At 66.7% G+C, this 25329-nt stretch carries 22 protein-coding genes; 18 read left to right on the top strand and 4 right to left on the bottom strand.

From position 1 onward, the window contains the following. Positions 1-18: 18 nt before the first annotated feature. Positions 19-2304 (bottom strand): NADP-dependent malic enzyme, encoded by a 2286-nt coding sequence (locus tag HNQ66_RS19005; RefSeq protein WP_184145752.1) that lies wholly within the window; start codon positions 2302-2304, stop codon positions 19-21. A 138-nt stretch (positions 2305-2442) separates the two neighbouring features. Between HNQ66_RS19005 and mutS the strand changes: the two genes are divergently transcribed. The 3 genes from mutS (at position 2443) to murJ (ending at position 9713) form a co-directional block, all read left to right on the top strand. Then, the gene (mutS, locus tag HNQ66_RS19000; RefSeq protein ID WP_343059556.1) at positions 2443-5181 is read left to right on the top strand and encodes a DNA mismatch repair protein MutS; all 2739 of its coding nucleotides are present in this window, start codon (positions 2443-2445) and stop codon (positions 5179-5181) included. Positions 5182-5274: 93 nt separating this feature from the next. Next, a complete protein-coding gene (locus tag HNQ66_RS18995) occupies positions 5275-8118 on the top strand; it encodes a [protein-PII] uridylyltransferase (protein WP_246434357.1) in 2844 nt (947 codons plus the stop codon). After that, positions 8115-9713, top strand: a complete 1599-nt coding sequence (gene murJ, locus HNQ66_RS18990) for a murein biosynthesis integral membrane protein MurJ (RefSeq protein ID WP_184145750.1) — start codon at positions 8115-8117, stop codon at positions 9711-9713. Before HNQ66_RS18995 ends, murJ begins: the two co-directional genes overlap by 4 nt. 9 nt (positions 9714-9722) lie before the next feature. Here murJ and HNQ66_RS18985 read toward each other — a convergent pair whose 3' ends face one another. Next, positions 9723-10193 carry a peptidoglycan L,D-endopeptidase MepK gene (locus tag HNQ66_RS18985; RefSeq protein WP_184145749.1) on the bottom strand — a complete coding sequence of 157 codons (471 nt, stop codon included), beginning with the start codon at positions 10191-10193 and terminating at the stop codon, positions 9723-9725. Positions 10194-10471: 278 nt separating this feature from the next. Between HNQ66_RS18985 and trpS the strand changes: the two genes are divergently transcribed. From trpS to trmB, 15 genes are all read left to right on the top strand, one after another. Further along, positions 10472-11539, top strand: coding sequence for a tryptophan--tRNA ligase (trpS, locus tag HNQ66_RS18980; protein WP_184145748.1), 1068 nt, complete (start codon positions 10472-10474; stop codon positions 11537-11539). Between the two features lie 35 nt (positions 11540-11574). Next, positions 11575-12066: a universal stress protein gene (locus HNQ66_RS18975; protein WP_184145747.1), complete on the top strand. Its 492-nt coding sequence runs from the start codon at positions 11575-11577 to the stop codon at positions 12064-12066. A gap of 100 nt (positions 12067-12166) precedes the next feature. After that, positions 12167-12733, top strand: coding sequence for a NifU family protein (locus HNQ66_RS18970; protein WP_184145746.1), 567 nt, complete (start codon positions 12167-12169; stop codon positions 12731-12733). A 30-nt stretch (positions 12734-12763) separates the two neighbouring features. Further along, positions 12764-13411 carry a tRNA (adenosine(37)-N6)-threonylcarbamoyltransferase complex dimerization subunit type 1 TsaB gene (gene tsaB, locus HNQ66_RS18965; protein WP_184145745.1) on the top strand — a complete coding sequence of 216 codons (648 nt, stop codon included), beginning with the start codon at positions 12764-12766 and terminating at the stop codon, positions 13409-13411. Then, a complete protein-coding gene (locus tag HNQ66_RS18960) occupies positions 13412-13906 on the top strand; it encodes a GNAT family N-acetyltransferase (protein ID WP_184145744.1) in 495 nt (164 codons plus the stop codon). Between the two features lie 36 nt (positions 13907-13942). Further along, on the top strand, positions 13943-14368 hold the full coding sequence (locus tag HNQ66_RS18955; RefSeq protein WP_184145743.1) for a Fur family transcriptional regulator: 426 nt from the start codon (positions 13943-13945) through the stop codon (positions 14366-14368). Between the two features lie 199 nt (positions 14369-14567). After that, positions 14568-15356: a lyso-ornithine lipid O-acyltransferase gene (olsA, locus tag HNQ66_RS18950; protein WP_184145742.1), complete on the top strand. Its 789-nt coding sequence runs from the start codon at positions 14568-14570 to the stop codon at positions 15354-15356. A 27-nt stretch (positions 15357-15383) separates the two neighbouring features. Next, positions 15384-16766 (top strand): tRNA (N6-isopentenyl adenosine(37)-C2)-methylthiotransferase MiaB, encoded by a 1383-nt coding sequence (gene miaB, locus HNQ66_RS18945; protein WP_184145741.1) that lies wholly within the window; start codon positions 15384-15386, stop codon positions 16764-16766. A 27-nt stretch (positions 16767-16793) separates the two neighbouring features. After that, positions 16794-17846, top strand: a complete 1053-nt coding sequence (locus HNQ66_RS18940; RefSeq protein WP_184145740.1) for a PhoH family protein — start codon at positions 16794-16796, stop codon at positions 17844-17846. Positions 17847-17861: 15 nt separating this feature from the next. Beyond that, on the top strand, positions 17862-18371 hold the full coding sequence (gene ybeY, locus HNQ66_RS18935; protein ID WP_184145739.1) for an rRNA maturation RNase YbeY: 510 nt from the start codon (positions 17862-17864) through the stop codon (positions 18369-18371). A 9-nt stretch (positions 18372-18380) separates the two neighbouring features. Beyond that, positions 18381-19529 carry a hemolysin family protein gene (locus tag HNQ66_RS18930; protein ID WP_184145738.1) on the top strand — a complete coding sequence of 383 codons (1149 nt, stop codon included), beginning with the start codon at positions 18381-18383 and terminating at the stop codon, positions 19527-19529. A 491-nt stretch (positions 19530-20020) separates the two neighbouring features. Further along, on the top strand, positions 20021-21604 hold the full coding sequence (gene lnt, locus HNQ66_RS18925) for an apolipoprotein N-acyltransferase (RefSeq protein ID WP_184145737.1): 1584 nt from the start codon (positions 20021-20023) through the stop codon (positions 21602-21604). Between the two features lie 145 nt (positions 21605-21749). Continuing rightward, positions 21750-22169, top strand: coding sequence for a helix-turn-helix domain-containing protein (locus tag HNQ66_RS18920; protein ID WP_184145736.1), 420 nt, complete (start codon positions 21750-21752; stop codon positions 22167-22169). Positions 22170-22370: 201 nt separating this feature from the next. Next, entirely contained in the window at positions 22371-23609 is a 1239-nt protein-coding gene (metK, locus tag HNQ66_RS18915; RefSeq protein ID WP_184145735.1) for a methionine adenosyltransferase, read from the top strand. A gap of 7 nt (positions 23610-23616) precedes the next feature. Further along, positions 23617-24318 carry a tRNA (guanosine(46)-N7)-methyltransferase TrmB gene (gene trmB, locus HNQ66_RS18910; RefSeq protein WP_184145734.1) on the top strand — a complete coding sequence of 234 codons (702 nt, stop codon included), beginning with the start codon at positions 23617-23619 and terminating at the stop codon, positions 24316-24318. A gap of 18 nt (positions 24319-24336) precedes the next feature. On the opposite strand, the gene HNQ66_RS18905 is transcribed toward trmB, so the two are convergent. Both HNQ66_RS18905 and HNQ66_RS18900 read right to left on the bottom strand, forming a co-directional pair. After that, positions 24337-24594, bottom strand: coding sequence for a BQ00720 family protein (locus tag HNQ66_RS18905; RefSeq protein ID WP_184145733.1), 258 nt, complete (start codon positions 24592-24594; stop codon positions 24337-24339). A 131-nt stretch (positions 24595-24725) separates the two neighbouring features. Further along, positions 24726-25157, bottom strand: a complete 432-nt coding sequence (locus tag HNQ66_RS18900) for an Hsp20 family protein (protein WP_184145732.1) — start codon at positions 25155-25157, stop codon at positions 24726-24728. Positions 25158-25329 lie beyond the last annotated feature (172 nt).

The following is a 25329-nucleotide window of genomic DNA, read 5'->3' as shown; positions in this document are numbered from 1 at the left end:
GCGGCTTTTTTGTCCGCCTCAGACGCCGGAATTATAGGCGGCGAGCGTCGCCATGTTGACGATGTCGCTGTCTTTTGCGCCCATCGAGACGATCTGCACCGACTTGTCGAGGCCGACGAGCAGCGGGCCGATGACGGTCGAGCCGCCGAGCTCCTGCAGCATCTTTGTCGAGATCGACGCCGAGTGGAACGCCGGCATGACGAGCACGTTGCCGGGCGCCGAAAGGCGGCAGAACGGATACTGCTCCATGATGCGCGGGTTGAGCGCAACGTCCGCCGCCATCTCGCCGTCATATTCGAAATCGACGCGGCGCCGGTCGAGGATCTTCACCGCCTCCCGCACCCGCTCCGAACGCTCGCCCGAAGGATGGCCGAAGGTCGAATAGGCGAGCATGGCGACGCGCGGCTCGTAGCCGAGGCGGCGGGCAAGGCCGGCAGCCTCTTCCGCGATATCGGCCAGTTCCTCCGAGGTCGGCATGTCGTGCACGGCGGTATCGGCGACGAGCACGGCGCGGCCGCGGCAGAGCGCGAGCGAGGCGCCGATCACCCGGTGGCCGGGCTTGGCGTCGATGCAGCGGCGCACGTCCTCCAGCGCGGTGGAGTAGTTGCGCGTGAGGCCCGTCACCATCGCGTCCGCATCGCCGAGCGCCACCATGCACGCCGCGAAGTGGTTGCGGTCGTTGTGGATCAGGCGCTGGGCGTCGCGGTAGAGGAAGCCCTTGCGCTGCAGGCGGGCATAGAGATAGTCGATATAGGCGTCGTTGCGCGTGGAGATGCGCGCGTTCAGCAGCTCGATGCCTGGCCGGTCGAGATCGATGCCGGCGCGCTCGGCGACCTCGCGCATCCGATCGTCGCGGCCGACGAGGATCGCCGTGCCGAGCTGCTGGTTGGCGTAGGAGACGGCGGCGCGCATCATCTGCTCTTCTTCGCCCTCGGCGAAGACGACGCGCTTGGGCTGGCGGCGCACCCGGGCATAGATCTGCTGGAGCGTCGAGGCGATGGGGTCGCGCCGGGCCTTGAGGTCGCGCGCATAGGCGTCGAGGTCCGGGATGTTCTTGCGCGCGACGCCGGTTTCCATCGCGGCCTTGGCGACGGCGACGGGGATTGCCGAGATGAGGCGCGGATCGAACGGCACGGGGATGATGTACTGCGCCCCGAAGCGCGGGCGCACGCCCTGGTAGGCGGCGGCCACGTCATCCGGCACGTCCTCCTTGGCGAGCTTGGCGAGCGCTTCGGCGGCGGCGATCTTCATCGCGTCGTTGATCGTCGAGGCGCGCACGTCGAGCGCGCCGCGGAAGATGTAGGGAAAGCCCAGCACATTGTTGACCTGGTTCGGATAATCCGACCGGCCGGTCGCGACGATGGCGTCGTCGCGGATGCGGGCGACCTCTTCCGGCGTGATTTCCGGATCGGGATTGGCCATGGCGAAGATGATCGGCCGCGGCGCCATGGAGCGGATCATCTCCTCGGAGAAGGCGCCCTTGGCCGAAAGGCCGAAGACGACGTCCGCGCCGGCGAGCGCGTCGGCGAGCGTCCGGCGGTCGGTCTTGACCGCATGGGCCGACTTCCACTGGTTCATGCCCTCTTCGCGGCCCTGGTAGATGACGCCCTTGGTGTCGCAGAGGATGACGTTGTCCGGCGCAAAGCCCATCGCCTTGATGAGCTCGATGCAGGCGATGGCGGCCGCGCCCGCGCCGTTGCACACGAGCTTCGTCGTCTTGAAGTCGCGGCCCGTCAGCGCCAGCGCGTTGATGAGGCCGGCGGCGGCGATGATGGCGGTGCCGTGCTGGTCGTCGTGGAAGACGGGGATGTCCATCAGTTCGCGCAGGCGCTGCTCGATGATGAAGCAGTCGGGCGCCTTGATGTCTTCGAGGTTGATGCCGCCGAAGGAGGGGCCGAGGTAGCGCACGCAGTTGATGAACTCGTCGACATTCTCGGTATCGACCTCGAGGTCGATGGAATCGACGTCGGCGAAGCGCTTGAAGAGGACGGACTTGCCTTCCATCACGGGCTTGGAAGCGAGCGCCCCGAGATTGCCGAGGCCGAGGATGGCGGTGCCGTTCGAGATGACGGCGACCATGTTGCCGCGCGTCGTGTAGTCGTAGGCGGTCGCCGGGTCCTCGGCGATGGCCTTCACCGGCACGGCGACGCCCGGCGAATAGGCGAGCGAGAGGTCCCGCTGCGTCGCCATCGGCTTGGTCGGTGTGATTTCGAGTTTGCCGGGACGGCCGTTGGCGTGGAAGTCCAGCGCCTCCGTATCCGTGACGGTTGCCCTCTGGCGATCGGATTTGTCGGTTCCCGGCATGCTCCCCCCTTCACACTCCTGTGGGCGATAGGCCCGTAGCGTCTCAACGCCTGTTGTTTTCTATATCGTCGCGCGGCTAGGGTGGCACCTCTTTTTTGGGAAGAACAGACCCTCCGTTTTGGAAGAAACAGTATCTCCGTGAACGATCATAGTGCGCGCCAGACCGATATCCTGTCGACGGCGGACCTCGCCAGCGATGAAAGCCGCGCATCGGCAACGCCGATGATGGAGCAGTATATCGAGATCAAGGCGGCCAATCCCGACAGCATGCTGTTCTACCGCATGGGCGATTTCTACGAGCTGTTCTTCCAGGACGCCGTGGACGCCTCGCGCGCGCTCGGCATCACGCTGACGAAGCGCGGCCAGCACATGGGTCTCGATATTCCGATGTGCGGCGTGCCGGTCCATGCTGCGGACGATTACCTGCAGAAGCTGATCGCCGTCGGCTTCCGCGTCGCCGTCTGCGAGCAGGTGGAAGACCCGGCGGAGGCCAGGAAGCGCGGCTCGAAATCCGTCGTGCGCCGCGACGTCGTGCGCCTCGTCACCCCCGGCACGCTGACCGAGGAAAAGCTGCTCTCGCCGTCCGACGCCAACTACCTGATGGCCGTCGCGCGCATCCGCGGCGGGGGCGAGCCGTCGATGGCGCTCGCCTGGATCGACATCTCCACCGGCATCTTCCGCCTGTCGGAGACGGCGCAGGGCCAGCTTCTCGCCGATATCCTGCGCATCGATCCGCGCGAACTGATCGTGCCGGACACGCTGTTCCACGATCCGGAATTCCGCCCCGTCCTCGATGTCGTCGGGCGCGTCGCCGTCCCGCAGCCGGCCGTGCTCTTCGACAGCGCGACGGCGGAAGGCCGTATCGCCCGCTATTTCGCCGTCTCGACGCTCGACGGCTTCGGCACCTTCTCGCGCGCCGAGCTTGCCGCCGCCTCCGCTGCCGTCGCCTATGTCGAGAAGACGCAGATCGCCGAGCGCCCGCCGCTCGGCCGGCCGGAGCGGGAAAGCTCGGCCGCAACGCTCTTCATCGACCCGGCGACGCGCGCCAATCTCGAACTGGTGCGCACGCTCTCCGGCGAGCGCAGCGGCACGCTCCTCAAGGCCATCGACCGCACGGTCACGAGCGGCGGCGCGCGGCTTCTCGCCGAGCGGCTGATGTCGCCGCTCACCGACCCCGATGCGATCAACGCCCGGCTCGATTCCATCGCGACGCTCGCCGACCGCCCGTCCTTCTGCGAGGACCTGCGCCGGACGCTGAAGCAGATACCCGACATGCCGCGCGCCCTTTCCCGTATCGCGCTCGGCCGCGGCGGCCCGCGCGACCTCGGCGCCATCCTGCAGGGCCTTTCCGCCTCCGCGGAGATCGCCCGGCTGATGGCAGCGGAAGACCTCGACGGCGAGCTTGCCGCCGCCCGCACGGCGATTGCCGCCCTGCCGGTCGATCTTTCACATCGCCTGTCCTTCATGCTCGCCGACGAGCTGCCGCTCCTCAAGCGCGACGGCGGCTTCATCCGCGAGGCGGCCGATGGCGAACTGGACGAGATGCGGGCGCTGCGCGACCAGTCGCGCCGCGTCATTGCCGGCCTCCAGTTGCAATATGCCGAGGAGACGGGCGTCAAGTCGTTGAAGATCAAGCACAACAACGTGCTCGGCTACTTCATCGAGGTCTCCGCCGGCAACGCCTCGGCGCTGACGGACGGCGACGAGGCGAAGGCGCGCTTCATCCACCGCCAGACCATGGCTGGCGCCATGCGCTTCACCACGACGGTGCTTTCCGAGCTGGAGACCAAGATCGCCAATGCCGCCGACCGGGCGCTCGCCATCGAGCTTGCCGCCTTCGACGGGCTCGTCGAGGCGGTGGTCTCGGAGGCAGAGGCGATCAAGGCGGCGGCCCGCGCGCTTGCCGTCGTCGACGTCTCCGTCGGGCTCGCCGCGCTTGCCGAGGAGCAGGCCTATTGCCGGCCCGTGGTCGACAATTCGACGATGTTCGCCATCGTCGGCGGGCGCCACCCGGTCGTCGAGCAGGCGCTGCGCCGCCAGCAGGCCGCCGCCTTCGTCGCCAATTCCTGCGACCTCTCTCCGGCGGACGGCAAGGGCCACGGGGCGATCTGGCTGCTCACCGGCCCCAACATGGGCGGTAAGTCGACGTTCCTGCGCCAGAACGCCCTCATCGCCATCCTCGCGCAGATGGGCGCCTACGTTCCGGCCGAAAGCGCCCATATCGGCGTCGTCGACCGGCTCTTCTCGCGCGTCGGCGCGTCGGACGATCTCGCCCGCGGCCGCTCCACCTTCATGGTCGAGATGGTCGAGACGGCGGCGATCCTCAACCAGGCGACCGACCGCTCGCTCGTCATCCTCGACGAGATCGGCCGCGGCACCGCCACGTTCGACGGCCTTTCCATCGCCTGGGCCGCCGTCGAGCACCTGCACGAAGCCAACCGCTGCCGCGGCCTCTTCGCCACCCATTTCCACGAATTGACCGTGCTTTCGGAGAAGCTTTCCCGCCTTTCCAACGCCACAATGCGCGTCAAGGAGTGGGACGGCGACGTGATCTTCCTGCACGAGGTCGGCCCCGGGGCGGCGGACCGCTCCTACGGCATCCAGGTGGCGCGCCTTGCCGGCCTTCCGCCCTCCGTGGTGGCGCGTGCGCGGGACGTGCTCGCCAAGCTGGAGGACGCCGACCGCAAGAACCCCGCGAGCCAGCTCATCGACGACCTGCCGCTCTTCCAGGTGGCGGTGCGGCGGGAGGAGGCGCAGCGCGGCGCCGGCCCCTCGAAGGTGGAAGAGCTGGTGAAGGGCCTCAACCCGGACGACATGACGCCGCGCGAGGCGCTCGACGCGCTCTATGCGCTGAAGAAAGAACTTGGCAACCGCTAGCCGCTAGGGTCCTGTCCTCGCGTGCTGAAAGGGTCTATAGGCATGCGAACCGAACGGGCGGTGGACGACAAGCGGGACGCGGGCCGGCATCCGATGGAAAAGAAGCTCCTGGCGCCGGCCGAATCCGGCCTTCTCGACGTTTCGGCGCTGCGCGCCCGCTGCGAATTCATCGCCAGCACCAATGCCGATTACCGCGACCGGATGCGCCGCGAGCTCCTGGCCGAGTTCAAGAAGGTCAATGCCGCCGGCCGCGAGCGCGCCCGCGAGCTGCTTTTCGAGGACGGCAGCGGCCTGCAATGCGCCGCGCGCATCTCCTGGCTGCAGGACCAGCTCATTTCGGTCCTGCACGATTTCACGCTCAACCACGTCTTCAGCGCCGGCCAGGCCCCGCCGGCCGCGCGTATCACGGTCACGGCCGTCGGCGGCTACGGCCGCGGCACGCTGGCGCCGGGCTCGGACATCGACCTTCTCTTCCTGCTGCCGGAAAAGCCGGCCGCCTGGAGCGAGCCGGCCATCGAGTTCATGCTCTATATCCTGTGGGATATCGGCTTCAAGGTCGGCCACGCCACGCGCAACCTGGAAGAATGCATCCAGCTTTCCAAGGGCGACATGACGATCCGCACGGCGATCCTCGAGGCGCGCTATATCAGCGGCTCGGCCGCGCTGTTCGAGGAGCTCGGGCTGCGCTTCGACCGGGAGATCATGCGCGGCACCGGCCCGCAGTTCATCGCCGCCAAGCTCGCCGAGCGCGACGAGCGCCACCGCAAGGCGGGCGACACGCGCTATCTCGTCGAGCCGAACGTCAAGGAAGGCAAGGGCGGGCTTCGCGACCTGCACACGCTGTTCTGGATCGCCAAGTATTTCTACCATATCCGCGACCCGGCCGAGCTGGTGAAGCTCGGCGTCCTGTCGCGGCAGGAATACAAGCTCTTCCGCAAGGCGGACGATTTCCTCTGGGCCGTGCGCTGCCACATGCATTTCCTGACGGGCAAGGCGGAGGAACGCCTCTCCTTCGACATCCAGCGCGAGATCGCCGAATGCCTCGGCTACCAGCCGCATCCGGGCCTCTCCGCCGTCGAGCGCTTCATGAAGCACTATTTCCTCGTGGCGAAGGATGTCGGGGACCTGACGCGCATCTTCTGCGCCACGCTGGAAGACCAGCAGGCCAAGGAGGCCCCCGGCCTCACCGCCGTCATCAGCCGCTTCACCCGCCGCACCCGCAAGATCGCCGGTACGCTGGATTTCCTCGAAGACCGCGGCCGCATCACCATCGCCGACCCGGACGTCTTCAAGCGCGATCCGGTGAACCTCATCCGCCTCTTCCACATCGCCGACATCAACAATCTGGAATTCCACCCCGACGCGCTGAAGCAGGTGACGCGCTCGCTCAAGCTCATCAACGGGGCGCTGCGCGAGAACGAGGAGGCAAACCGGCTCTTCCTCTCCGTCCTCACCTCGCCGCGCGACCCGGCGCTCATCCTGCGGCGCATGAACGAGTCGGGCGTGCTCGGCCGCTTCATTCCCGATTTCGGCAAGATCGTCGCGATGATGCAGTTCAACATGTATCATCACTATACGGTCGACGAGCACCTGATCCGTTCCGTCGGCATCCTCTCCGATATCGACCAGGGCCGCGAGAAGGAGGCCCATCCCCTGAGCTACCAGTTGATGCCGGGCATCGAGGACCGCATCCCGCTCTATGTCGCGGTGCTGCTGCACGATATCGCCAAGGGCCGGCCGGAGGATCATTCCGTGGCAGGCGCCAGGGTCGCGCGAAAGCTCTGCCCGCGCTTCGGGCTCACGCCGAAGCAGACGGAGCTGGTCGTCTGGCTGATCGAGGAGCACCTGACCATGTCCATGGTCGCCCAGACCCGCGACCTCAACGACCGCAAGACCATCGTCGACTTTGCCGAGAAGGTGCAGTCGATGGAGCGGCTGAAGATGCTGCTGGTGCTGACGGTCTGCGACATCCGCGCCGTGGGTCCCGGCGTATGGAACGGCTGGAAGGGCCAGCTCCTGCGCACGCTCTACTACGAGACGGAGCTTCTGATTTCCGGCGGCTTTTCCGAGCTGTCGCGCAGGGAGCGCGCGCAGGCCGCGCGCGACACGCTCTCCGAGGCGCTGCCCGCCGACTGGAGCCAGAAGGACCGCAAGACCTATACCAAGCTGCACTACGATCCCTACCTCCTCACGGTCTCGCTGGAGGACCAGGTGCGCCATGCCGCCTTCATCCGCGAGGCGGACCGGGCGCGCCAGACGCTGGCGACCATGGTGCGCACCCATTCCTTCCACGCCATCACCGAAATCACGGTGCTCTCGCCCGACCATCCGCGCCTCCTGACGGTGATCGCCGGGGCCTGCGCGGCGGCGGGCGCCAACATCGTCGACGCGCAGATCTTCACGACCTCCGACGGGCGCGCGCTCGACACGATTCTCGTCAACCGCGAGTTCCCCAACGATGCGGACGAGATGCGCCGCGCCGGCACCATCGGCCGCATGATCGAGGACGTGCTCGCCGGCCGCAAGCGCCTGCCGGAGGTGATCGCCAACCGCACGAAGGGCCGCAAGCGCAGCCGCGCCTTCACCGTCTCGCCGGCCGTGACCATTTCTAACACGCTGTCGAACAAGTTCACCGTCATCGAGATCGAGTGCCTTGACCGGCCTGGCCTTTTGTCGGAAGTGACCGCCGTGCTTTCGGACCTCTCGCTCGACATCGCCTCGGCCCATATCACCACCTTCGGCGAGAAGGTCATCGACACGTTCTACGTCACCGACCTCGTCGGCCAGAAGGTCACCGCCGAGAACCGGCAGGCCAACATCGTCGCGCGGCTGAAGGCCGTCATGGCGGACGAGGGGGACGAGGCGCGCGACCGCATGCCGCCCGGCATGATCGCGCCCGCTCCCGCCACGCCGAAAAGGATCAGGGCAGAACAATGAGTCTCGTCAAGAAATTCGTGACGGTGGGCGGCGCCACGCTCGGCAGCCGCGTGCTCGGCTTCGCGCGCGAGACGCTGATGGCCGCAGCGCTCGGCACCGGGCCGATGGCCGACGCCTTCTACGCCGCCTTCCGCTTCCCGAACCTCTTCCGCCGCCTCTTCGCCGAGGGCGCGTTCAACGCCGCCTTCGTGCCGCTCTTCGCCAAGGAGATCGAGGCCGGCGGGCTCGACGGGGCCAAGCGCTTCTCCGAGGAGGTCTTCGGTGTCCTCTTCACCGTGCTCTTCATGCTGACGGTGGCGATGGAATTCGCCATGCCGCTCATCGTCTCCTGGATCATCGCGCCGGGATTTGTGGGGGATGCGGAAAAGTTCGACGTGACGGTCAAGCTCGCCATCGTCATGTTCCCCTATCTCATGTGCATGTCGCTGACGGCGATGCTCTCGGGCATGCTCAATTCTCTGCACCACTATTTCGCCGCCGCCGTCGCGCCGGTCTTCCTCAACTTCGTGCTGATCGGCGCGCTCGGCTACGGTCTCTGGCAGGGCGCCTCGCCGCTTGAGACGGCCTGGTATCTCTCCTGGGGGGTGCTCGCGGCCGGCCTCCTGCAGATGGCCGTCCTCTATGCGGGCGTGCGCTATGCCGGCATGCGCATCGGCTTCCGCCGCCCGCGCATGACGGACAATGTCCGCCGGCTGCTCTGGCTCGCCCTGCCGGCGGCCGTCACCGGCGGCATCACCCAGATCAACCAGCTCATCGGCCAGATGATCGCCTCCACCAAGGACGGCGCCATCGCCGCCCTGCAATATGCCGACCGCGTCTACCAGTTGCCGCTCGGCGTCGTCGGCATCGCCGTCGGCGTGGTGCTCTTGCCCGAGCTTGCCCGCGCGCTGAAATCCGGCCACGAGCGCGAGGCGGGCAACCTGCAGAACCGCTCGCTGGAATTCGTGCTGTTCCTGACGCTGCCGGCCGCCGGCGCCCTCTGGGTCATCTCGGACGAGATCGTCCGCGTCCTCTACGAGCGCGGCGCCTTCAGCCCTCAGACCACCTCCGTCGTCGCCGGCACGCTCGCCATCTACGGCCTCGGCCTTCCCGGCTTCGTGATGATCAAGGCGCTCAACCCCGGCTTCTTCGCCCGCGAGGATACCAAGACGCCGATGCGCATCACGCTCGTCTCGGTCGTCGTCAACTGCATCCTCGCCGTCACGCTCTTTCCGATCTTCCACGAGCGCGGCATCGCCACCGCCGAGGCCGTCTCCGGCTGGCTGACGGCGCTGATGCTCTTCGTCACGCTCGCCCGCCGCGGCCACTGGCCGCTGGAAAAGGCGCTCCTGTGGCGCATCGTGCGCCTGCTGATCGCGACGTTCGTCATGGCGGTCTCGCTCGAATATGCCTCCGGCTACCTCGCCGGCCGCCTCGCGCACGGCTCGCCGATCTACGAGCAGGTCTTCGCCCTCGGCCTCCTGGTCGCCTTCGCCATGGTCGTCTATTTCTCCGTCGCCTTCCTCATCGGCGGCGCCGACCTCGGCATGATCCGGCGCAACCTGAAGCGCAAGGCGAAGCCCGAGGCCGCGCCCGCGGAAAGCTCCGCCGAATAGGCATGGCCCTCAGCGCGCGGCGAGCCGCGCGCGCCGGGTGAGGTGCGCGAGCCCCCGGCAATAGTGCCAGGTGCGCCGCGGCCCCACGTCGACATGCACGATGCCGTTGCAATAGGTGCCGATGCCGCCGATGGCCGGCGCCGAGCGCGCCGCCGCGACGACCCGCTTCACCGGGACGCCGGGCACGCGGATATCGGCCGCAAGGCATTTGCGGTGATAGGATCCGCGCCGCCCGTTCGAGCGATGGCCGGACGTGACGAGCAGCCGCCGGCCGACCTGCCGGCCGATATGGGCGAGAACCGCCCGCAGCCTGCCCGGGAAGCATCGGTGCCGCACGCGCGGCGTCTGGATGGTGTAGACGTTCGCCACCGCCCCCTTGTCTGTCCGGGAGGCGTGTTTGCGGCCTGCGCTCGTCTCCGTCGCGAGCAGCGATGTCAGCGCGACGACGCAGGCAAGCAGGATGGAACCGTTCTTGCGCACGGGGTCATCTCCGTTCCGTGCCCCTTCGTCACAAAACGGCCGACGGGATCGGCCTCCCCTCAATCCCCGCCGGGAAGGAACGACCGGAAAGTGTCATTTATAAGGATCGCCTTGTGCAGTGCGCCGCGCGGGCGCCCTCTTGATCGGGACCCCGGCGGCGTGCATAAGCGCCACGTATTTTTCTACGCAGTTCCGGCCGGAAAGCCGCCTTGCCGATTTCCGGGAACTGCGCGTGCAACAGGGACCAGGCCCTCCACCCGCCTGAAGGAAACACCGTCATGAGCGCATTCAAGCCTCTCGTCTTCTCCGGCGTCCAGCCGACCGGCAATCTCCACCTCGGCAACTATCTCGGCGCGATCCGCAAGTTCGTGGCGCTGCAGGACGACAACGACTGCATCTACTGCGTCGTCGACCTGCACGCGCTGACCGCCCAGCTCGTGCACGAGGACATGCGGAACCAGATCCGCTCCATCGCGGCCGCCTTCATCGCCTCCGGCATCGACCCGAAGAAGCACATCGTCTTCAACCAGTCCGCCGTGCCACAGCATTCCGAGCTTGCCTGGATCTTCAACTGCGTGGCGCGCATCGGCTGGATGGAGCGCATGACCCAGTTCAAGGACAAGGCCGGCGGCAAGAATGCCGAGCAGGTCTCGCTCGGGCTTCTCGCCTATCCGAGCCTGATGGCCGCCGACATCCTCGTCTACCGCGCGACCCACGTTCCGGTCGGCGACGACCAGAAGCAGCACCTGGAGCTGACGCGCGACATCGCGCAGAAGTTCAACATCGACTTCGGCGACCATATCCGCAAGGCCGGCACAGGCGTCGATATCGTCGTCGGCGAAGAGCCGGTGCATGCCTATTTCCCGATGGTCGAGCCGCTGATCGGCGGCCCGGCGCCGCGCGTCATGAGCCTTCGCGACGGCACGAAGAAGATGTCGAAGTCGGACGCGTCCGACCTTTCGCGCATCAACCTCCTCGACGACGCCGACACGATCTCCAAGAAGATCCGCAAGGCCAAGACCGACCCGGACGCCCTGCCGAGCGAAGCCGAAGGCCTCAAGGGCCGCCCCGAGGCGGAAAACCTCGTCGGCATCTATGCGGCCCTGTCGGACAGGACGAAGGCCGATGTCCTTTCCGAGTTCGGCGGCCAGCAGTTCTCGGTCTTCAAGCCGGCGCTGATCGAGCTTGCCGTCAGCGTCCTCTCGCCGATCACCGACGAGATGCGCCGCCTGATGGACGACACCAGCCACATCGACGCGATCCTTAGGGACGGCGGCGAAAGGGCGCGGGCGCGGGCGGAAAAAACCATGAAGGAAGTTCGCGACATCATCGGTTTTGTGCAGTAAGGTCGCCGCGTTCAGACCTTGCACGAGGGGGCCGCATGGTTTCTCGACGACTTTCCCGCCTTGAGGGCCACCGCCGCAAGTTCCTGGCGGTGATCGACGACACGCCGGAATGCCAGCGTGCCGCCCACTATGCGGGAATGCGCGCGAAGAATTCCAACGGCGGCGTCGTCCTGCTCTACGTGATCGCCAACCGCGATTTCCAGCAATGGCTGGGCGTGGAGGAGATCATGCGGGCCGAGGCGCGCGAGGAGGCCGAGGCGGTGCTCGCCAAGGCCTCGCAGGCGCTGCGCGAGGCCATCGGCATCGAGCCGGAAATGGTGATCCGCGAAGGCGTCGCGAGCGAGGAGATCAACGGGCTGATCGAGGACGACCAGGACGTGGCGATCCTCGTGCTGGCCGCCGGTTCCGCCAAGGAGGGACCGGGCCCGCTCGTCTCCTCGCTGGCCAGCCGCGCGCAGGCCTTCCCCATTCCCGTGACGGTCATTCCCGATTCGCTCAGCGACGAGGAACTCGACGCGCTCAGTTGACGGCGCGCTATTGAAGAGAAGCCGGCAAAGGCTTATCTTCTTTTGAATTGTTCTAAATATTCCGGCCGATCGGCGAGCGCCCGGCCGCACGGAGAGAAAGATGTTCATCCAGACCGAAGCGACACCGAACCCGTCGACCCTGAAGTTCCTGCCGGGCAAGGTCGTGCTGGAGAACGGCACGGCCGAATTCCGCGACGAGACGGAGGCGCGTGCCGCCTCGCCGCTCGCCGCCCGGCTCTTCTCCATTCCCGGCGTCAAGGGCGTGTTCCTCGGCTACGATTTCATCACCGTCACCAAGGACGGCGCCGACTGGCAGCACATGAAGCCGGCCATCCTCGGCAACATCATGGAACACTTCATGTCCGGCCAGCCGATCATCGCCAGCGGTGCGCTCGGCGGCGACGAGCCGGACGGCGAGTTCTTCGACGAGGGCGACGAGACCATCGTCGCCACGATCAAGGAACTGCTGGACACGCGCGTGCGCCCGGCCGTGGCGCAGGACGGCGGCGACATCACCTTCAAGGGCTTCCGCGACGGCGTCGTCTACCTCAACATGAAGGGCGCCTGCTCGGGCTGCCCGTCCTCCACCGCGACGCTCAAGCACGGCGTGCAGAACCTCCTTCGCCATTTCGTACCGGAAGTGCAGGAAGTTGAAGCCATCATGTAAGGTCCGCCCCGCGGCGGACGGGTGCCCGGCATGATCGTCCTTGCGATCGATACCGCCGGCACGGGCTGCTACGCGGCGCTCTACGATTCCGACACGGATACCGTCCTCGGCTCTGCCGGCGCCGATATCGGCCGCGGCCATGCCGAGCGGCTGATGGAATTCGTCGATGGGGCGCTTGCCGCGGCCGGCCTCGACCTGCCGTCCGTCGAACGCGTCGCCGTCACCGTCGGCCCGGGCTCCTTCACCGGCATCCGCGTCGGCGTCGCCGCCGCGCGCGGCCTTGCGCTGGCGCTCGGCGTTCCCGCCGTCGGCGTCTCCTCGCTCGCAGCGCTTGCCGCCGACCGGCAGGCGGGCACGCCCCTTCTGGTCGCGATGGATGCCAAGCGCGACGAGGTCTACTGGCAGGCTTTCGCCGCCGACGGGCAGCCCCTGTCACCGCCCGCGCTTGCCAGTCTCGAAGAGGCGCGCGGCATCGCCGCCGCCGACGACGGCGCCCTTGCCGGCTCGGCCGCCGCGCTTTTGCGCGCGGAAGCGCCGCAAGAGACGGACGGCGTTTCCATCGCGACGGTCGCCCGCCTCGGCGCGCGCCTCGATCCGCAGGGCCATCTGCCCCGGCCGCTCTACCTGCGCGGCCCGGATGCCAAGCCGCAGGCGGGTTTCGCGATCCGGAGAGCGTGAATGCCGCTGACCGACTATTTCGCCCGCAAGCCCGTCTTCGATATCTTCCCGCTTCAGACCGACGACGCCGGCATCGCCGCGACGCTGCATCACGCGCGGTTTTCCCGGCCGTGGAACGACGGCGAGTTCCATTCCCTCCTGTCCCAGCCGCCGGTCTACGGCTTTCTCGCGCTGCGGCAGGGTATTCCCGGCCGCGCGGCGGGCGGCTTCGTGCTGGCGCGGGCGGCGGCCGGCGAGGCGGAGATCCTGACCATCGGCGTCGACGAGCGCTTTTCGCGCGCCGGCCTCGGCTGGCGGCTGATGCTGGCGGCGCTGCAGGAGGCGAAGATGCGCGGCGCGGAGGATATCTTCCTCGAGGTCGACGAGGGCAATGCGGCCGCGCGCGGGCTCTATGCCAAGCTCGGCTTTGCCAAGGTCGGCGAGCGCAAGGCCTATTACGCCGCGGCGGACGGCAGCCGGTCCACGGCGCTTGTCATGCGGCGCGATCTTCGCTAGTCCCCTTCGGGGGCTGAACGAACGAGGGCCGGTCGTATGGCGGATGTCGAGAAATCGCTGGAAGAGCTTTGTGTCGAGCGCGGCATGCGCATGACGGAGCAGCGCCGGGTGATCGCCCGCGTGCTGGAATCCTCCGCCGACCATCCGGACGTGGAAGAACTCTACCGCCGCTCCTCCGCCGTCGATGCGCGCATCTCCATCTCCACCGTCTACCGCACGGTGAAACTCTTCGAGGATGCCGGCATCATCGAGCGCCACGATTTCCGCGACGGCCGCTCGCGCTACGAGACCGTGCCGGACGAGCACCACGACCACCTGATCGACCTGAAGACCGGCCAGGTCATCGAATTCCACTCGCCGGAAATCGAGGCCCTGCAGGAGCGCATCGCCCGCGAGCACGGCTTCCGCCTCGTCGACCACCGCCTGGAGCTTTATGGCGTGCCGCTCAAGGAGGGCGAGTGAGGCGGGACGCGACCGTTTATCGGCGTCCGGCATTGGGGCTACCCCCCTCTGCCCTGCCGGGCATCTCCCCCACAGGGGGGGAGATTGATTGTGGCACCGCTTTGCCTCTTGCCGATCTCCCCCCTTGTGGGGGAGATGCCCGGCAGGGCAGAGGGGGGTGCTACACAACGCCGGCCATAGCCTCCCCCCCGGTGCCCGCGTGATCGCCTGGCTGCGCATCCTCCTCGGCTTCACTATCCTCTTCGCGGTGACCCTCGTCCTCCTGCCGGTCCAGCTTGTCGGCCTGCGCTTCGACCTCAAGATCCGCCGCCGCCTGCCGCGCCTGTGGCACCGCGTCGCCTGCCGTGTGCTGGGGCTGAAGGTGCGCGTGCACGGCACGCCGGAGCCGCGCCGCCCGCTGCTCATCGCCGCCAACCATGCCTCCTGGAAGGACATCATGGTGCTCGGCTCGATTGCCGACGTTGTCTATATCGCGAAAGCCGAGGTGCGGGGCTGGCCGGTCTTCGGCATCCTCGCCCGGCTGCAGGCGACGATCTTCGTCGAGCGCGAGCAGCGCCGCAAGACCGGCGACCAGGTGGACGAGATCGCCCGCCGCCTGACGGACGGCGAGATCGTCGTGCTCTTTCCGGAAGGAACGACCTCGGACGGAAACCGCCTGCTGGAGATCAAGACCTCGCTCTTCGGCGCCGCCGCCTCCGCCATTCCGCATGCGCCGGAAGGCGTCGTGCATATCCAGCCCGTCTCCATCGCCTATACGGGCCTTCACGGCATGGCGATGGGCCGCTACCACCGGCCGCTTGCCGCCTGGCCGGGCGATATCGAGCTCCTGCCGCACCTCCTCGGCGTCGCCCGCGAGGGGGCGGTCGACGTCGATGTCGATTTCGGCGAGCGTGTCGATTATACGCGCCAGAGCAATCGCAAGGACGTCAGCCGCACCGTCGAGGCGCGCATCCGTGCCATGCTCGGCACGCGGCTGCGCGGCAGATAGAGCTTCAATTCCGAGGGCTTTTCCACTATGGAAAGCGCCATGAGCCAGCAACCGCTTTCCACGCCCAACACCCGCAAGGTCTTCGTCAAGACCTACGGCTGCCAGATGAACGTCTACGACAGCGAGCGCATGACGGATGCGCTGTCGAAGGACGGCTATCAGGCGACGGACGTGCTGGAAGAGGCCGACCTCGTCCTTCTCAACACCTGTCACATCCGCGAGAAGGCGGCCGAGAAGGTCTATTCCGAGCTCGGGCGCCTGCGCGAGATGAAGAAGGCGCGGGCGAAGGACGGCCGCGAGATGACCATCGGCGTCACCGGCTGCGTCGCGCAGGCGGAAGGCAAGGAGATCCTGCGCCGTGCGCCCGCCGTCGATCTTGTGATCGGCCCGCAGACCTATCACCGCCTTCCCGAAGCCCTTCGTCGCGCCAAGGACGGCGAGCGGGTCGTCGAGACGGACTACGCCATCGAGGACAAGTTCGAGCATCTTCCCGCGCCGGAAAGGGCAAGGACGCGTGCGCGCGGCGTCACCGCCTTCCTGACCGTGCAGGAGGGCTGCGACAAGTTCTGCACCTTCTGCGTGGTGCCCTATACGCGCGGCTCCGAGGTCTCCCGCCCCGTCGCGCAGATCCTCGCCGAGGCCGAGCGCCTCGTCGAAGGGGGCGTGCGCGAGATCACGCTACTCGGCCAGAACGTCAACGCCTGGCATGGCCTCGGCCCGGACGGCACGGAATGGGGCCTCGGCGACCTCCTCCACCGGCTCGCGGAGATCGAAGGCCTCGCGCGCCTGCGCTACACGACCAGCCATCCACGCGACATGGACGACCGGCTGATCGGGGCGCACCGCGACCTGCCGAAGCTGATGCCCTACCTGCACCTGCCGGTGCAGGCCGGCTCCGACCGCATCCTGAAAGCCATGAACCGGCGCCATACGGCCGCCGAATACATTGCCCTCATCGAGCGCATCCGCGCCGTCCAGCCGGAGCTGGCCATTTCCGGCGATTTCATCGTCGGCTTCCCCGGCGAGAGCGACGCCGACTTCGAGGCGACGATGCGCCTCGTGGAAGCGGTCGGTTATGCACAGGCATTTTCCTTCAAGTATTCCATCCGCCCCGGCACGCCGGGCGCGGCGATGGACGGCCATGTCGCCGAAGAGGTGAAGGCCGAACGCCTTGAAAGATTGCAGGCTTTGCTCTTCCGCCAGCAGCACGAATTCGCGCGCGGCTGCATCGGCAAGGAAATCGACCTGCTTCTGGAAAAGCCCGGCCGCCTGCTCGGCCAGCTCGTCGGCCGCTCGCCCTGGCTGCAGCCTGTGAATATTGATGCAAAAGGTTCCAAAATCGGTGACATTATCCGGGTACGAATCACGGATGCCGGCGCCAACAGCCTCTTCGCGCAAGCGATAGGCTGACGGACGGATCGCAAGGAGCCTGACCGCTTGAACGGACACGAATTGACGACGTCATCGCCGCGCCAGTCGAAGACCGAGACCGACGCCAATCATTTCGTGCTGACCTTCGAGAACAATCGATACGCAAGCGAGCTCTTCGGCCAGTTCGACCAGAACCTGAAGCTGCTGGAGCAGCGCCTCAACATCGATGCGCGGGCGCGGGGCAATTCCGTCTCCATTTCCGGTGACGTCCTTGCTACCAATCAGGCCCGCCGGGCGCTCGACTATCTCTACGACCGGCTCCAGAAGGGCGGTTCCATCGAGCTTTCCGACGTGGAGGGCGCGATCCGCATGGCGATCGCCGCGGACGACCAGCTCTCGCTGCCCACCATGGAGCGCAAGGCCAAGCTCAGCATGTCGCAGATCTCCACGCGCAAGAAGACGATCGTCGCCCGCACGCCGACGCAGGATACCTATATCCGCGCGCTGGAGCGCTCCGAGCTCGTCTTCGGCGTCGGCCCCGCCGGTACGGGCAAGACCTATCTCGCCGTCGCCTATGCGGCGCAGCTGCTGGAGCGCGGCGCTGTCGACCGCATCATCCTCTCGCGCCCGGCGGTCGAGGCCGGCGAGCGCCTCGGCTTCCTGCCCGGCGACATGAAGGAGAAGGTGGACCCCTATCTGCGCCCGCTCTACGACGCGCTCTACGACATGATGCCGGGCGACAAGGTGGAACGGGCGATCACCGCCGGCGTCATCGAGATCGCGCCGCTCGCCTTCATGCGCGGGCGCACGCTGGCCAACGCCGCCGTCATCCTCGACGAGGCGCAGAACACCACCTCGATGCAGATGAAGATGTTCCTGACGCGCCTCGGCGAGAACGGCCGCATGATCGTCACGGGCGATCCGAGCCAGGTCGACCTGCCGCGAGGCGTGAAATCCGGCCTCGTCGAGGCCCTGCAGATCCTCAAGGGCGTCGAGGGTGTCTCGGTCGTGCGCTTCAAGGATGCGGACGTCGTGCGCCACCCGATGGTCGCGCGCATCGTGCGGGCCTACGAGGCCCAGACCGCCGTTCAGGACGAAAGCGAGCAGATCGACCGCTGAGGCGATCCGGGCACCATGAGCGAACTCGATATCCAGATCTCCGTCGAAGAGGGCGCATGGCCCTCCGAAGACCGCCTGCACGAGATGAGCGGACGCGTGCTCGGGGCGGCGGCGGCGTTCCTCCAGCGTCACGAGAAGCAGCCCTTCCCGGAGACGGGTGCGCCGGAAGTCTCGCTGGTCTTCACCAACGATGCGGAAATCCGCGGCATCAATGCCGAATGGCGCAATCAGGACAAGCCGACCAACGTGCTCTCCTTCCCGGCCTTCCCGCTGGCGCCCGGAAAGATGCCGGGCCCGATGCTCGGCGACATCATCTTCGCCGAGGAGACCCTGACCCGCGAGGCGGGCGAGCTCGGCAAGTCCTTCGACGATCACCTCACGCACCTGATGGTGCATGGATTTCTCCATCTCTTCGGCTATGATCACATGGAAGAGGACGAAGCGGAGAAAATGGAGGGGCTGGAGACTCGCATTCTGGCCGAGCTTGGCCTATCTGACCCCTACGGGGACAGCCCCGAAGAATAGTTTGGACCGATGAGCGACTTCAAGAACCAGCCGGCCACGCCGGAACGAAACGAGGCGGACGCCTCCAGCCAGGACGAGGCGGGCAGTAGTAGCAGCGCGCCGAGGCAGGAAGGCGGGGGCCGGTCGTCCTTATGGTCCCGCGCCGCCAAGCTTTGGCGCATGACGGGCGCCTCCAGCCTGCGCAAGGACCTCGCCGAGGCCCTGATGACGGAAGAGGCGGGCGGCGAGCCGGCCTTCCTGCCCGAAGAGCGGGCGATGCTGCACAACATTCTCCGCTTCCGCGAGGTACGCGTCGAAGACGTCATGGTGCCGCGCGCCGACATCGAGGCCGTCGACCAGGACATCACGATCGCCGAGCTGATGGTGATCTTCGAGGATTCCGGCCGCTCGCGCATGCCGGTCTATTGCGAAAGCCTCGACGATCCGCGCGGCATGGTGCATATCCGCGACCTCCTCGCCTATGTCACCAAGCAGGCCCGCAACAAGCGCCGCAACGGCAGCAAGGCGAGCGCCGCACCTTCCGGTGAGAAACCCGCCCGCGCGCCCAAGGCGGATTTCGACCTTGCCCGCGTCGATCTTTCCAAGACCGTCGCCGAGGCCGGCATCATCCGCCAGGTGCTCTTCGTGCCGCCCTCCATGCTCGCCGCCGACCTCATGGCGCGCATGCAGGCCGACCGCACGCAGATGGCCCTCGTCATCGACGAATACGGCGGCACGGACGGCCTCGCCTCGCTGGAGGACATCGTCGAGATGGTCGTCGGCGACATCGAGGACGAGCACGACGACGAAGAGGCGATGATCCAGCGCGTCAGCGACGACGTGTTCATCGCCGATGCCCGCGTCGAGCTGGAGGAGCTTGCCGAGGCCATCGGCCCGGATTTCGACATCCGCGAGCAATTGGAAGACGCCGACACGCTCGGCGGCCTCATCTTCGCCTCGCTCGGCCGTATCCCGGTGCGCGGCGAGGTGGTGCAGGCCGTGCCCGGCTTCGAGTTCCACGTCCTCGACGCCGACCCGCGCCGCGTCAAGCGTGTGCGCGTCACCCGCAAACGCGCCGCCGCCGTCCGCCGCCGCGAACGCCGCCCGGAAGGGGAGCCCATCCCCGCCGACCGCGCCAAGCACCCCGAAAAGCAGAACGACGGGGCGGGGGCGGAATAGGGTCGGTTTTAAGCGGCATCTGCCGCCGAAGGCCGCTTCCTATAAAAAGGGACATTGTCACGTCCGCGTCGACCCACCCCGCTCCCCGCCTATTCCACCAACTCGACTTCTCTTTTCGTCATCCTCGGGCTTGACCCGAGGATCCACGCCTCGTCCGCAGCGGGTGCCGCATGGATCCTCGGGCTTGTGTGGATGAGATGTGGTTTACTTGCTTGCATCGGCCGGGATGCGCATCCCGGCCGATGCAAGCAAGTAAACCACATCTCATCCACACAAGCCCGAGGATGACGGCGGAGAGGGAGTGGGTGGGCGCAAGGAGTGCAGTGCGGCAGCAAAGGCGTGCATGACAGGGGAGGGCCCTTCCCTCCGTCACTCTCGGCAGAAATCGCAAGGCCTTCCCGCCTCACGCAATCGCCGCACCGTAAGAGGGGGACAACGGGCTGCTTTTTTGGAAGACTGGCGCGGCTGATTCGGGGAGCGAAGGGGACGGGATGGAGCGGCTTGCGGGCAAGGTCATGCTCCTGTCTGGGACGAGACGGGCGCTTGCGGCATTTCTTGCGGGTCTCGCCGGCGTCCTGGCGCTGCCGCCCTTCGGTTTCTTCGCGGCACTTTTCGTGTCCTTCACCCTGCTCGTCTGGCTGCTGGACGGTGCCACGGGCGTGCCCGAGGCGGGTTTCCTGCGGCGTCTTGCGCCCGCCTTCCGCATCGGCTGGTTCTTCGGCTTCGGCTATTTCGTCGGCGGGCTCTGGTGGCTCGGCAATGCGCTTCTCGTCGAGGCGGACGATTTCGCCTGGGCGCTGCCCTTCGCCGTCCTCGGCCTGCCGGCCTTCCTCGCGCTCTATTACGGGCTTGCCGCCGCACTCGCCCGGCTCTTCTGGTCCGACGGCATGGGGCGCATCGCCGCGCTCGCCTTCGCCTTCGGTATCGGCGAGTGGCTGCGCGCCACGCTCTTCACCGGCTTTCCGTGGAATGCCGTCGGCTATGGCGCAGCGCCTGTGCCGCTCCTCATGCAGTCCGCCGGCATCGTCGGCATTGCCGGCCTCAATGCGCTTGCGGTCTTCGTCTTCGCCGCGCCCGCCCTTCTCGGCACGCGGCGCGGCCGCATCCCGGGCCTCACGCTCGCGGCGCTCCTCTTTGCCGCCCATGTCGGCTACGGCTGGTACGCGCTCCATGTGGTCCCGGAGCCCGAAAGCGGCGGCAAGGTCGTCCGCCTCGTCCAGCCGGTGATCGACCAGGCGATGAAGCTCGACGATTCCGCCCGCGCGGAGATCTTCGAGCGGCACCTGGCGCTGAGCGCCGCCAAGCCCGAGGGAAGCGGCAAACGGCCCGACATCATCGTCTGGCCGGAAACCTCCATCCCCTTCATCCTGACGGACAATCCGGATGCGCTCGCCCGCATCGCCACCGTGCTCGACGACGACCAGGTGCTTCTCGCCGGGGCGGTGCGCACGGAGAGCGCCGGTTCCGGCAAGGCGCCGCGCTACTACAATTCGATCTACGCCATCGACGGCAAGGGCCAGATCATCGGGGCGGCCGACAAGGTGCATCTCGTGCCCTTCGGCGAATACATGCCCTTCGCCGACCTCTTCGAGAGCCTCGGCGTCTCGCCGGTCGCCATGCCCGGCGGCTTTTCCGCTGCCAGCGACCACCAGATCCTGACGGCGGCCGGAAAGGCCTTCTACCCGCTGATCTGCTACGAGGCGATCTTCCCGTCCGAGATCGCCGCCACCGTCGACGGGGCATCAAGCCTGCTCAATGTCACCAACGACGCCTGGTTCGGCAATTCGCCCGGCCCCTACCAGCATTTCCTTCAGGCGCGTCTCACCGCCGTCGAGCGCGGCCTGCCGCTGATTCGCGGCGCCAACAACGGAATCTCGGCCGTGGTGGACGCCAGGGGCAGGGTCGTGTCCGGCCTTGCCTACGACGTCCCCGATTTCGTCGATGCAACCCTCCCGGGAAGATTGACCTCCGCCGAGCGGCTGAAATGGCAGGGCCATGCGTTTCCGATTGTTCTCGCCGTTCTCTTCGCCATGGCGGTCATTTCTCGCCTGGGTTTTAGAAATAGGGTGAATTGACCAAAAACCCCTAAAATAGCATAGTGCCCTCCGCCGACCGTTGTCCTGTATTGTGGAGTTCTTCAGGGCTTGCGCATACAACGTGACGTTAGGGTACCGTTAAGGATGGCGGCGGGTAGGCCATTTCCGCGTTAGGACGAAAGTGATGATGGAAAACAAGAAGAAGCCGAATCCGATCGATATTCATGTCGGCAGCCGGATCCGGCTTCGCAGGACCATGCTCGGAATGAGCCAGGAGAAGCTGGGCGAGAGCCTCGGCATCACCTTCCAGCAGATTCAGAAATACGAGAAGGGCACGAACCGCGTCGGCGCCAGCCGCCTGCAGAACATTTCGAGCATTCTCAACGTGCCGGTCTCGTTCTTCTTCGAGGACGCGCCGGGCGAGGCGGCGGACAACCAGACCGGCTTTGCCGAAGCCTCCAGCTCCAACTACGTGGTCGACTTCCTGTCGTCTTCCGAAGGCCTTCAGCTCAACCGCGCCTTCGTCAAGATCGGCGACCCCAAGGTCCGCCGCAAGCTCGTCGATCTCGTCAAGGCGCTTGCCGCCGAGGCCGAGCTGGAGTGACCGCATCCTCCGTGAATGGATGAAAGAACGGCCCTGCGGGGCCGTTTTTCATGTCGGCCGCCTGTAGCGCCCCGGCGACAGCCGCGGCAAATCGCCAACGTTCGGGGACATAAAGATATTCTTATGTCCTTCTGCGCTTGTCATCGCCAAGGGAACTGAATAACAACGTCGAAGTCCATTTTCTTTGAGGGGAATTCCCGCATGCGCAGCAGTTATCTCTTCACCAGCGAGTCCGTCGCCGAAGGCCATCCGGACAAGGTTTGCGACCGCATCTCCGACGAGATCGTCGATCTGGTCTACCGCGAAGCCGTGAAGGCGAAGGTCGATCCGTGGTCGGTCCGCATCGCCTGCGAGACGCTGGCAACGACCAACCGCGTTGTGATCGCCGGTGAAGTGCGCCTGCCGCCGAGCCTGATGAAGAAGGACAAGGACGGTAACGACGTCATCAATCCCGCCAAGTTCAAGGCCGCCGCCCGCAAGGCGATCCGCGACATCGGCTACGAGCAGGACGGCTTCCACTGGAAGACGGCCAAGATCGACGTGCTGCTGCACTCCCAGTCCGCCGATATCGCCCAGGGCGTCGACAATGCCGCCGACAGGCAGGGCGACGAGGGCGCCGGCGACCAGGGCATCATGTTCGGCTATGCCTGCCGCGAGACCGCCGAGCTGATGCCGGCGCCGATCTACTATTCGCACCGCATCCTCCAGCTCCTCGCCGATGCCCGCAAGAAGGGCGTGGGCGATGCCGGCAAGCTCGGCCCCGATGCCAAGAGCCAGGTGACCGTGCGCTATGTCGACGGCAAGCCGGCCGACGTCGCCTCCATCGTGCTCTCCACCCAGCACCTCGATGCGAGCTGGGATTCGAAAAAGGTCCGCGACGTCGTCGAGCCCTATATCCGCGAGGCCCTCGGCGACCTCAAGATCGCCGACGATTGCTCCTGGTACATCAACCCGACGGGCAAGTTCGTCATCGGCGGCCCGGACGGCGATGCCGGCCTCACCGGCCGCAAGATCATCGTCGATACCTATGGCGGCGCGGCCCCGCACGGCGGCGGCGCCTTCTCCGGCAAGGACACGACCAAGGTCGACCGCTCGGCCGCCTATGCCGCGCGCTACCTCGCCAAGAACGTCGTGGCCGCCGGCCTTGCCGACCGCTGCACGATCCAGCTTTCCTACGCCATCGGCGTCGCCCAGCCGCTCTCGGTCTATGTCGACCTGCACGGCACGGGCAAGGTGAGCGAGGACGCGGTGGAAGCGGCGATCCGCAAGGTCATGGACCTGTCGCCGTCCGGCATCCGCCGCCACCTCGACCTCAACAAGCCGATCTACGCCAAGACGGCCGCCTACGGCCATTTCGGCCGCAAGGCCGGCCGCGACGGTTCCTTCTCCTGGGAGCGCCTCGACCTCGTCAAGGCCCTCAAGGACGCGATCAAGAACTGAGACCGACATGAGTGATGCAGAGCGCCCCAGCCGCGCGAGCGAAGCCTTCTTCGGCCGGCGCAAGGGAAAGCCCCTCCGCGAGCGGCAGGCGCAGCATCTGGAAACCCTGCTGCCGGCGCTGAAGGTCGACCTGTCGACCCCGGCGCCGGCGGACATCGCCGCGCTCTACGATTTCAAGCCGGCCCGCACCCGACTCGAGATCGGCTTCGGCGGCGGCGAGCACCTGATCCATCGCGCGCAGGAAACGCCGGACACCGCCTTCATCGGCGTCGAGCCCTTCGTCAATTCCATGGCAAAGCTGATCGGCCGCGTCGAGGAGACGGGCGCGCGGAACATCCGACTCTACGATGACGATGCGACGGAATTGCTGGATTGGCTGCCGGCGGCTTCGATCGACCAGATCGACCTTCTCTACCCGGACCCGTGGCCGAAGAAGAAGCACTGGAAGCGGCGGTTCGTCTCGAAGGTCAATCTCGACCGCTTTGCCCGGGTGCTGAAGCCGGGCGGGCTCTTCTGCTTTGCATCCGACATCGACACCTATGTCAACTGGACGCTGGTGCATTGCGGGGCGCATCCCGCCTTCGCGTGGACCGCCGAGAACGCGGCCGACTGGCTGACGCCGTTTGCCGGCTGGCCGGGCACGCGCTACGAGGCGAAAGCCAGGCGCGAGGGCCGCAAGTCGGCTTACCTCACCTTCCGCCGTCTCTGACGGAAGGCTTACATCGGATCAGTGCAGGCTGACGGTGCGCAGGTCGTCCTCGGCCGCCTTGTAGAAGGTGCTCGAACGGTTGTCGGTCAGCAGGATCGGCGTGCCGTCCGCGCCGAACAGCGCCCACAGGTCGAGGCTCGGATCGATCTCCGGGGCTTCCGGGAAGACGCGCGAGACTTCGTCGGCCTTCATCTTGCGGATATAGCCGACTTCGCCGGCGCCGAGATGCGCGAGATCCGCCTTCGAAACGGCGGGGATTACGGTTTTCAGGCCCATTTTTGCCTCCATGGCAATGCCGGCACCTGCCGGCCGCCGGCGCCAACGGCCACCATGGCCCATCGGTCGCTCGGCAATCAGGTTATGCGCGAAACGGTCCGGCGGGTGTTCCCGCAGGAACGGCTCATGCTCTAGTCTGGTACGGAAATGTTAATTTTCTTTACCATGCGCACCGGCTCCGGCCGGACGAGGTCGACCGACAGGAGGCCGTTCTTCAGTTCGGCGCCCGAGACGCGCATGCCGTCGGCAAGCACGAAGGTGCGCTGGAACTGGCGCGCGGCGATGCCGCGGTAAAGATAGTCGCGCTCGCCGCTTTCGCTCTGGCGCCCGCGGATGACGAGCTGGTTTTCCTCCGTCGTCACGTCAAGGTCCTCCTCGGAGAACCCGGCGACGGCGAGCGTGATGCGCAGGCGATCGGGCTCGCCCGTCTCGCCGTCCGGCCGCAGCCGCTCGATATTGTACGGGGGATAGCCGTCATTGCCCTTGGCGATGCGCTCAAGGGTCTTTTCCATGGCGTCGAAACCCAGCAGCAGCGGGCTCGTGAAGGTGGGTATGCGTGACATCGGTCCAGTCCTTGGCTTCAAGCGACTTTGGCGGGACCCGGTTCGGCATCCCGACGGGCGCAATATGGGGATTGAGCGCCTGCCGCGCAAGACGCTTGCGAAGCGCGATTTCGCAAATATAGTCGCCGCTTCGCCTGCGTCGCGCGGGCCAAGAACGAGACAAGGAAGGAAC

The organism is Shinella fusca, from assembly GCF_014203155.1.
Classification (GTDB): Bacteria; Pseudomonadota; Alphaproteobacteria; order Rhizobiales; family Rhizobiaceae; genus Shinella; species Shinella fusca.
The sequence above is the reverse complement of the archived record's forward strand: the minus strand, read 5'-3'. Positions and strand labels throughout refer to the sequence as shown.